This is a genomic window from Dietzia sp. DQ12-76 (assembly GCF_014145045.1).
Lineage (GTDB): Bacteria > Actinomycetota > Actinomycetes > Mycobacteriales > Mycobacteriaceae > Dietzia.
Genome location: NZ_JAALDV010000348.1, coordinates 1 through 8,080, shown reverse-complemented (window position 1 = coordinate 8,080; position 8,080 = coordinate 1). Strand labels below are relative to the sequence as shown.

At 70.0% G+C, this 8,080-nt stretch carries 7 protein-coding genes; 5 read left to right on the top strand and 2 right to left on the bottom strand.

All coding sequences use genetic code 11. The annotated features are described in order from the left end of the window. On the bottom strand, positions 1-231 hold a 231-nt coding region (locus G6019_RS11935), incomplete at its 3' end, for a hypothetical protein (protein ID WP_439822630.1). A 114-nt stretch (positions 232-345) separates the two neighbouring features. On the opposite strand from G6019_RS11935, the gene G6019_RS11930 reads away from it, so the two are divergent. After that, complete coding sequence (locus G6019_RS11930; protein WP_182612858.1) at positions 346-1,314, top strand: quinone oxidoreductase family protein; 969 nt, start codon at positions 346-348, stop codon at positions 1,312-1,314. A 27-nt stretch (positions 1,315-1,341) separates the two neighbouring features. On the opposite strand, the gene G6019_RS11925 is transcribed toward G6019_RS11930, so the two are convergent. After that, positions 1,342-2,373: a heme o synthase gene (locus tag G6019_RS11925; protein WP_194305681.1), complete on the bottom strand. Its 1,032-nt coding sequence runs from the start codon at positions 2,371-2,373 to the stop codon at positions 1,342-1,344. A 160-nt stretch (positions 2,374-2,533) separates the two neighbouring features. Here G6019_RS11925 and tkt point away from each other — a divergent pair, with 160 nt between their 5' ends. The 4 genes from tkt to G6019_RS11905 all read left to right on the top strand — a co-directional run. After that, the gene (tkt, locus tag G6019_RS11920; RefSeq protein WP_182612857.1) at positions 2,534-4,645 is read left to right on the top strand and encodes a transketolase; all 2,112 of its coding nucleotides are present in this window, start codon (positions 2,534-2,536) and stop codon (positions 4,643-4,645) included. After that, positions 4,642-5,748: a transaldolase gene (gene tal, locus G6019_RS11915; RefSeq protein ID WP_182612856.1), complete on the top strand. Its 1,107-nt coding sequence runs from the start codon at positions 4,642-4,644 to the stop codon at positions 5,746-5,748. The genes tkt and tal overlap by 4 nt, the downstream gene beginning before the upstream one ends. Continuing rightward, positions 5,745-7,325 carry a glucose-6-phosphate dehydrogenase gene (gene zwf / locus G6019_RS11910; RefSeq protein ID WP_375539762.1) on the top strand — a complete coding sequence of 527 codons (1,581 nt, stop codon included), beginning with the start codon at positions 5,745-5,747 and terminating at the stop codon, positions 7,323-7,325. Before tal ends, zwf begins: the two co-directional genes overlap by 4 nt. After that, positions 7,310-8,080: glucose-6-phosphate dehydrogenase assembly protein OpcA (locus tag G6019_RS11905; RefSeq protein WP_182627677.1), on the top strand; the 771-nt coding region annotated here is incomplete at its 3' end. The genes zwf and G6019_RS11905, both read left to right, overlap by 16 nt.

The following is an 8,080-nucleotide window of genomic DNA, read 5'->3' as shown; positions in this document are numbered from 1 at the left end:
CGAGCTGTCGGCGGTCTCCTGCGCGGCGTCCACTGCAGGTGCGTCCCCGGACTGTGCTGCGGCCCCATCCGCGGCAACAGCCTCGTCGACGGCGGCTGGCGTCTCGTCGACGGCGGCGGGTGCCTGATCTGGTTCCGACACGGCGCCGGACTCGCCGATGGTGACGGCGGACCGACCGGTCGCCCGGGCTCGCGGTCCCCCGGCGTACTGGGAAAGGATCTGCAGGCTCATGGTGGTACCTTATCGCCTCCGCTCCCCTCGACCGCCTGCCGCTCCCGGGGAGCTGCCATATGGCTCGGCGACATCCGGGCTGCGCCGCCCCCGGCCGCCCCGGATACTGGGAGCATGCGTGCGATCCGGATCTCAGAACACGGTGGCCCCGACGTCCTACGGCCGGTCGAGGTTGAGACGCCCTCGCCGGGTCCGGGAGAGGTACTCGTCCGGACCACCGCCGTCGGCGTCAACTTCATCGACACCTATTTCCGGGAGGGCGTCTACCAGGCTTCGTTGCCGTATATCCCGGGAAGCGAAGGGGCCGGGATCGTCGAGTCGGTCGGCGAGGGCACGCCCGACCTCGTGGCCGGGGACCGGGTGGCGTGGTGTCAGATCCCCGGTTCCTACGCCCAGTACGTGGTGGGTCCGGCCGACGCGCTGGTCACGGTCCCCGATGAGGTGCCCGACGGTGTCGCCGCGTCGATGCTGCTCCAGGGACTCACGGCCCATTACCTGATCACCGACACCCATCGTGCGCACGGCGGGGACACCGTCTTGATCACCGCCGGCGCCGGAGGAGTGGGTCAGCTCCTCATCCAGATGGCGGTGGCGCGGGGGTACCAGGTGATCACCACCACCTCGACCGAGTCGAAAGCCCAGATCTGCAGGGATCTGGGGGCGCACCGGGTGCTGCTCTATCCGGAGGCCACGCCCGAGAGGATCCGCGAACTGTCCGGCGGTGGTGTGGAGGTGGTGTTCGACGGGGTCGGGCGGGACACCTTCGACATGAGTCTGGCGTCACTCGCGCGACGCGGAACCCTGGTCCTGTTCGGCGCGGCGAGCGGTCCGGTACCCCCGGTGGATCCGCAGCGGCTCAACGCGGCCGGCTCGGTGTTCCTGACCCGACCCTCGCTCGGAGACTTCATCGCGACCACGGAGGAGTACCGCGAACGCGCGGCGGAGGTGATGGAGGGTCTGGTGGGCGGTTCGCTCGTCCTGGAGGTCGGTGCGACCTTCGGGCTCACCGAGGCGGCGCAGGCACACCGCGCCCTGCAGGCCCGGCGCACCACGGGGTCGATCACGCTCGACCCCTCACGGTGACGGGCAGACGACCTCTGCCGGCGACGGTCAGAACAGTGCGAACGCGCCCGACAGGGTCTCGAGGCCCAGAACCGCGTCGACGGACAGGGCCACGAAGACCGCGGCCAGGTAGTTGTTCGACAGGATGAACAGCTTGAGGGGTTTGACCTCGACACCTCGACGGACACCGGCCTCGAGGCGGTGCGCCATCACGATGAACCACACTCCGAAGCCGACCGCGCCCACCGCGTAGATCCACCCCGCTGCGGGAATCAGTGCGAAGGTGCACAGAACGGTGGCCCAGGTGTAGAGGGTGATCCGCCGGGTGACGCCTTCGGCCGACATCACCACGGGCAGCATCGGTACGCCGGCCGCCTTGTAGTCCTCCTTGTACCGCATCGCGAGAGCCCAGGTGTGGGGCGGGGTCCAGAAGAAGATGATGAGGAACAGGACGATCGCCTGCCACCAGTTGTGCGGCTGGCCCTCGGGGAGGTGGTCGGTGATCACCGCCCAGGACACGAGCACGGGCATGCAGCCGGCGGCGCCACCCCACACCACGTTCTGGGCGGTGCGTCGCTTGAGGACCATCGTGTAGACGAAGACGTAGAAGCAGATCGTGGCCAGGATGAACGCGGCGGCCAGCCAGCTCTGCGCCAGGAGACCCAGCCAGAGCATGCTGGACGCGCCGAGCACCAGACCGAAGACCAGCGCGGCTCGTGGGGTCACGGCGTGGCGGGCCAGGGGGCGCCGCTCGGTCCGCTTCATGACCTTGTCGATATCGGCGTCGACCACCATGTTGAGGGTGTTGGCGCTGGCGGCGCCCAGCCACCCGCCGACCAGTGTCAGCAACACGAGTCCTAGGTGGACCTGCCCGCGGTCGGCCTGCAACATCGCGGGGATGGCGGCGACCAGGAGCAACTCGATGACGCGCGGTTTGGTGAGGGCGATGTACGACATCACCACATCGGCTGCGCGGGCGCTCCCGCTCGCCGGAGCCGGCCGCCCCGAGGACTCTGGAGGGGAGACGGACGGCCCCCCACTCCGGGTCGGGGTGGAATCGTGCACCGGAACTCCTCGCAGCAGATGTCAACGCACTACCCGGCCGATACTACGTCCCCCCTGCACGCTCCGCGAAAGAGCGGGGGCGGGGACCGCCCGACCCCGGGCGAGTCTGACCACTAAGGTGGTCCACGACATCCGCGCGGATCCGCGCCGCACCCTCGACCCGGGAGAACCACAAGTGACCAGCGCGTCGGAGATCACCGAGCTCACCACCGCCCGCCACCCGTCGGACTGGACAGAACTGGACACCCGGGCGGTCGACACCGCGCGTGTCCTGGCCGCCGAGGCCGTGCAGAACTGCGGCAGCGGTCACCCGGGCACGGCCATGAGCCTGGCGCCCCTGGCCTACACGCTCTACCAGCGGGTGATGCGCCACGACCCGTCGGACCCTAAGTGGGTGGGGCGGGACCGCTTCGTCCTGTCCTGTGGCCACACGTCGCTCACCCAGTACATCCAGCTGTACCTCGCCGGTTTCGGCCTGGAGCTCGAGGACCTCAAGGCGCTGCGCACCTGGGGCTCCAAGACCCCGGGGCATCCCGAGTGGAACCACACCGACGGGGTGGAGATCACCACCGGGCCGCTCGGTCAGGGTCTGGCCTCCGCCGTGGGCATGGCCATGGCCGCCCGGTACGAGCGGGGCCTGTTCGACCCGGACGCCCCGGCCGGGAAGAGCCCCTTCGACCACTTCGTCTACGTGGTCGCCTCGGACGGCGACGTCCAAGAAGGCGTGACCGCCGAGGCCTGCTCTCTGGCGGGGACCCAGCAGCTCGGGAACCTCATCGCGATCTACGACGACAACAAGATCTCGATCGAGGACGACACCCAGATCGCCTTCACCGAGGACGTGGCCGCCCGCTACGAGGCATACGGCTGGCACGTCCAGACGGTCCACGGTGGTGAGGACATCGAGGCCATCGAGGACGCGATCGCGGACGCGCGCGCGGTCACGGACAAGCCGTCGATCATCGTCCTGCGCACGGTGATCGCCTACCCCGCCCCCACCAAGATGAACACGGGCGCCTCGCACGGTTCGGCGCTCGGACAGGCCGAGGTGGACGCGGTCAAGGAGGCCCTCGGCATGGGTGGCACCGAGCCGTTCACCGTCGACGACGAGGTGATCGCCCACACCCGCGCCGCGCGTGACCGGGGCGCCCGCGTCCACGCGCAGTGGAGCGACATGTTCCACGCGTGGGCCGAGGCGAACCCCGGGGCGAAGGACCTCTTCGACAGGCTCTACTCCGGCCAGCTGCCCGAGGGGTGGGACGCCGACCTCCCGAGGTGGGAGGCCGACCCCAAGGGTGTCGCCACCCGCAAGGCGTCGGCTAAGGCGATCCAGGCGCTCGCCGGGACCCTCCCGGAGCTGTGGGGCGGGTCGGCCGACCTCGCTGGTTCCAACAACACCCAGATCGAGGGGGCCGACTCCTTCGGCCCCCCGTCCATCTCGACCGGGACGTGGACGGCGTCCCCGTACGGTCGCAACCTCCACTTCGGCGTCCGCGAACACGCCATGGGCGCGATCCTCAACGGGATCGCCCTGCACGGCCCGACCCGGCCCTACGGTGGGACCTTCCTCATCTTCAGCGAGTACATGCGTCCGGCCGTCCGGCTCGCCGCCCTCCAGGGCAGCAACGCCTACTACGTCTGGACCCATGATTCGATCGGTCTCGGCGAGGACGGCCCCACCCACCAGCCGGTCGAACAGCTCGCGGCACTGCGGGCCATCCCCGGGCTGGCCGTGCTGCGTCCGGCGGACGCCAACGAGACGGCGGCCGCGTGGCGCGCGATGCTCGTCGCCCTCGACGGCCCCAAGGGGCTCTGCCTGACCCGACAGGACATCCCCGTCCTCGAGGGCACGGCCGAGTCGGCCCGGGAGGGTGTCGAACGCGGCGGTTACGTGATCGCCGAGGCATCGACCGGGTCCCCCGAGGTGATCCTCATGGGCACCGGGTCCGAGGTGCACCTGGCGGTCGAGGCACGCGAGGTCCTCGAGGCGGAGGGCATCGCGACCCGGGTCGTGTCCATGCCGTGTATCGAGTTCTTCGACCAGCAGGACGCGGAGTACCGCGAGTCGGTCCTCCCTCGCTCGGTCCGCGCCCGGGTGAGTGTGGAGGCCGGGATCGCGATGCCGTGGTACCGCTTCCTCGGCGACGCGGGCAGGGCGGTGTCGTTGGAACACTTCGGTGCCTCCGCCCCCTACCAGACCTTGTACACCGAGTTCGGGATCACCGCTGACGCCGTGGTCACCGCCGCCCGCGAATCCCTCGCGGCCGTCACCGGGGAGTCATCATGACCAATGCCAATCTCGCCGCACTGAGCGCCGCCGGCGTCTCGGTCTGGCTGGACGATCTGTCACGCCAGCTCCTCACCTCCGGGGAGCTCGAGGAGCGGATGTCGACCTACTCGGTCGTGGGAGTCACCACCAATCCCGCGATCTTCCAGGCCGCGCTGGCCGACTCCTCGGCCTACGAGTCCGCGCTCGCCGAGGCGGTCCGGGCGGACAGGGACGTCGATTCCGTCGTGCGCTCGCTCACCACCGCCGATGTGCGGGACGCCTGCGACCTCCTGGCCGGCGTGTTCGAGGCCACCGACGGGGTCGACGGACGAGTCTCGCTGGAGGTCGATCCCCGGCTGGCCGAGGACACCGAGGGCACGGTGGCCCAGGCCGTCGAACTCTCGGACGTGGTCGACCGGCCCAACCTCATGATCAAGATCCCGGCCACCTCGGCGGGGTTGCCCGCGATCACGGAGGTGATCGGGCGGGGGATCGATGTCAACGTGACCCTCATCTTCTCGGCCGACCAGTACCGCGCGGTCGCGGAGGCGTACCTGTCTGGACTGGAACGAGCTGCCGACGGCGGTCACGATCTGTCCCGCATCCACTCGGTGGCCTCGGTGTTCGTCAGCCGCCTCGACACCGAGATCGACTCCCGCCTGCCCGACGACTCCGCCCTGCGGGGCACGGCGGGACTCGCCAACGCGCGGTTGTGTCAGGACGTGTACGACGAGGTCTACGACACCGCCGGTCGGTTCGGCGATCTGGCCGCACGGGGTGCTCGCCCCCAGCGGTTGCTCTGGGCGTCCACCGGGGTCAAGGATCCCGCCTACCCGGACACCCTCTATGTGAGCGGCCTGGTCACCCACGGCACCGTCAACACGATGCCCTTCGCGACGATGGAGGCGTTCGCCGACCACGGGCAGCTGGCTGGGGACACGGTCCGGGGCACCGGCGAGGCGTCCCGGGAGACCCTCGAGGCGCTGCGCGCGGAGGGGATCGACCTCGACGAGGTCTTCTCGTTGCTCGAGCGGCAGGGCGTGAGCAAGTTCGTCAGCGCGTGGGACGACCTGATCGCCACGGTCACCGCGCGGATCGACGAGATCCCCTCGGGGTCGTGACCGAACCGGCCGGTCGGCCCTCCCCCGCCGTCGGCGACACCGTCGGCGGGCCGGAGGGATCGGCCAACCCGCTGCGCGATCCTCGGGACCGCCGCCTGCCCCGGATCGCCGGCCCGTCCGGTCTGGTCATCTTCGGCGTCACGGGTGACCTCTCCAAGAAGAAGCTCATCCCCGCCGTCTACGACCTCGCGAACCGGGGGCTGCTCCCGCCGGGATTCTGTCTCATCGGCTTCGGTCGACGCCGCTGGACCCACGCCGAGTTCGCCGACTTCGCCCGTGACCACGCGCGGGAACGGTGCCGTACCCCGTTCCGTGAGGACGTGTGGGAGCAACTGGCGGCGGGACTGCGGTTCGTCACCGGGACCTTCGACGACGACGAGGGCTTCGATCACCTCGCGCAGCAGCTGACCGCCCTGGAGTCCGAACGGGGCACGGCCGGGAACTACGCGTTCTATCTGTCCGTCCCCCCCGACGACTTCCCCACGGTCTGTCGGCACCTCGACCGCACCGGGTGCACCAGATCGGTCGACGGCTCGTGGCGCCGCGTGGTGATCGAGAAGCCCTTCGGCCACGATCTGGCGAGTGCTCGCGAGCTCAACGCGGTGGTGGGCGCCGTCTTCCCCGAGGACTCGGTGTTCCGCATCGATCACTATCTGGGCAAGGAGACGGTCCAGAACATCCTCGCCCTGCGCTTCGCCAACCAGCTCTTCGAACCGGTGTGGAACGCCAATCACGTCGACCACGTCCAGATCACGATGGCCGAGGACATCGGACTCGGCGGCCGCGCCGGGTACTACGACGGCATCGGGGCGGCACGCGACGTCATCCAGAACCACCTCATCCAACTCATGGCGCTGGTGGCCATGGAGGAACCCACGGACTTCTCCGCCGCCGCGCTACGGGCGGAGAAGACCAAGGTCCTCGAGTCCACCTCACTCGCGCTCCCGATCTCCGAGACCGCGGCCCGGGGCCAGTACTCCGGCGGCTGGCAGGGCTCCGAGCAGGTGGTGGGGCTCAAGGACGAGGAGGGTTACGATCCGTCCTCGGCCACCGAGACCTACGCCGCGATCACCCTCGAGGTCCACAACAGACGCTGGGCCGGCGTCCCGTTCTACCTGCGCACCGGCAAGCGGCTGGGCCGTCGCGTGACGGAGATCGCGGTGGTCTTCCGCCGCGCGCCGCACCTGCCCTTCGACGCGACCATGACCCAGGAACTCGGGCAGAACGCCCTGGTGATCCGGGTCCAGCCGGACGAGGGCGTGACACTGCGATTCGGCTCCAAGGTGCCCGGGACGGCGATGGAGGTCCGCGATGTCAACATGGACTTCGCGTACGGCGAGGCGTTCACCGAATCGTCCCCCGAGGCCTACGAGCGGCTGATCCTGGACGTCCTGCTGGGTGAGCCGTCGCTCTTCCCGGTCTCGCGGGAGGTGGAGTTGAGCTGGATGCTGCTCGATCCCGTCCTCGACGAATGGGCTGCCGGGGGTACCCCGGAGCAGTACCAGGCCGGGACGTGGGGCCCGCGTGGTGCCGACGAGATCCTGGCCCGCAGTGGCCGCGCATGGAGGCGACCGTGATCATCGACCTGCCCGACACCTCGACCCGCGAGATCTCCAAGAAGCTCGTGCAGATCCGCGAGGACGCGGGACTGAGCACGATCGGCCGGGTGCTCACGCTCATCGTCCTCACCGATCACGTCGGCGGCAGCGAGTCCGCGATCGAGGCCGCCAACGACGCCAGCCGCGAGCACCCCTGTCGTGTCATCGTCGTGATCCGTGGCAACCGCGCCAGGGCTGACCGGCTCGACGGTCAGATCCGTGTCGGGGGGGATGCGGGGGCGGCCGAGGTCGTGGTGCTCCGGACATCGGGGGCTATGGCGTCGCAGTCGGCCTCGTTGGTCACCCCGCTGCTCCTGCCCGACACCCCGCTCGCGGTGTGGTGGCCCAGGCATTCGCCGACACTGTTGGCGGAGGACAAGGTCGGCCGTCTGGCGCGGCGGCGGATCGTGGACTCCGATGCCGAGGGGCATCCGACGGACGCGCTGGCCAAGCGGGCGGCCGGCTACTCCCCCGGTGACACCGATCTGGCCTGGGCCAGGGTGACGCACTGGCGCTCGCTCCTGGCCGCGACCCTGGACCGCCCCCCGTTCGAGAGGATCACCGGCGCCACGGTGTGTGGGCCCGAGCGGGCCGCGTCCGTGGACCTCGCCGGCGGGTGGCTCGCCTCCCGCCTGGGGATCGACGTCCACCGTGCGGTGGGGCCGCGCATGGTGGTCCTGGAGCGTGCCTCCGGATCCATCGTCATCGAACAGGTGAGCCCCACCTCCGCGGAG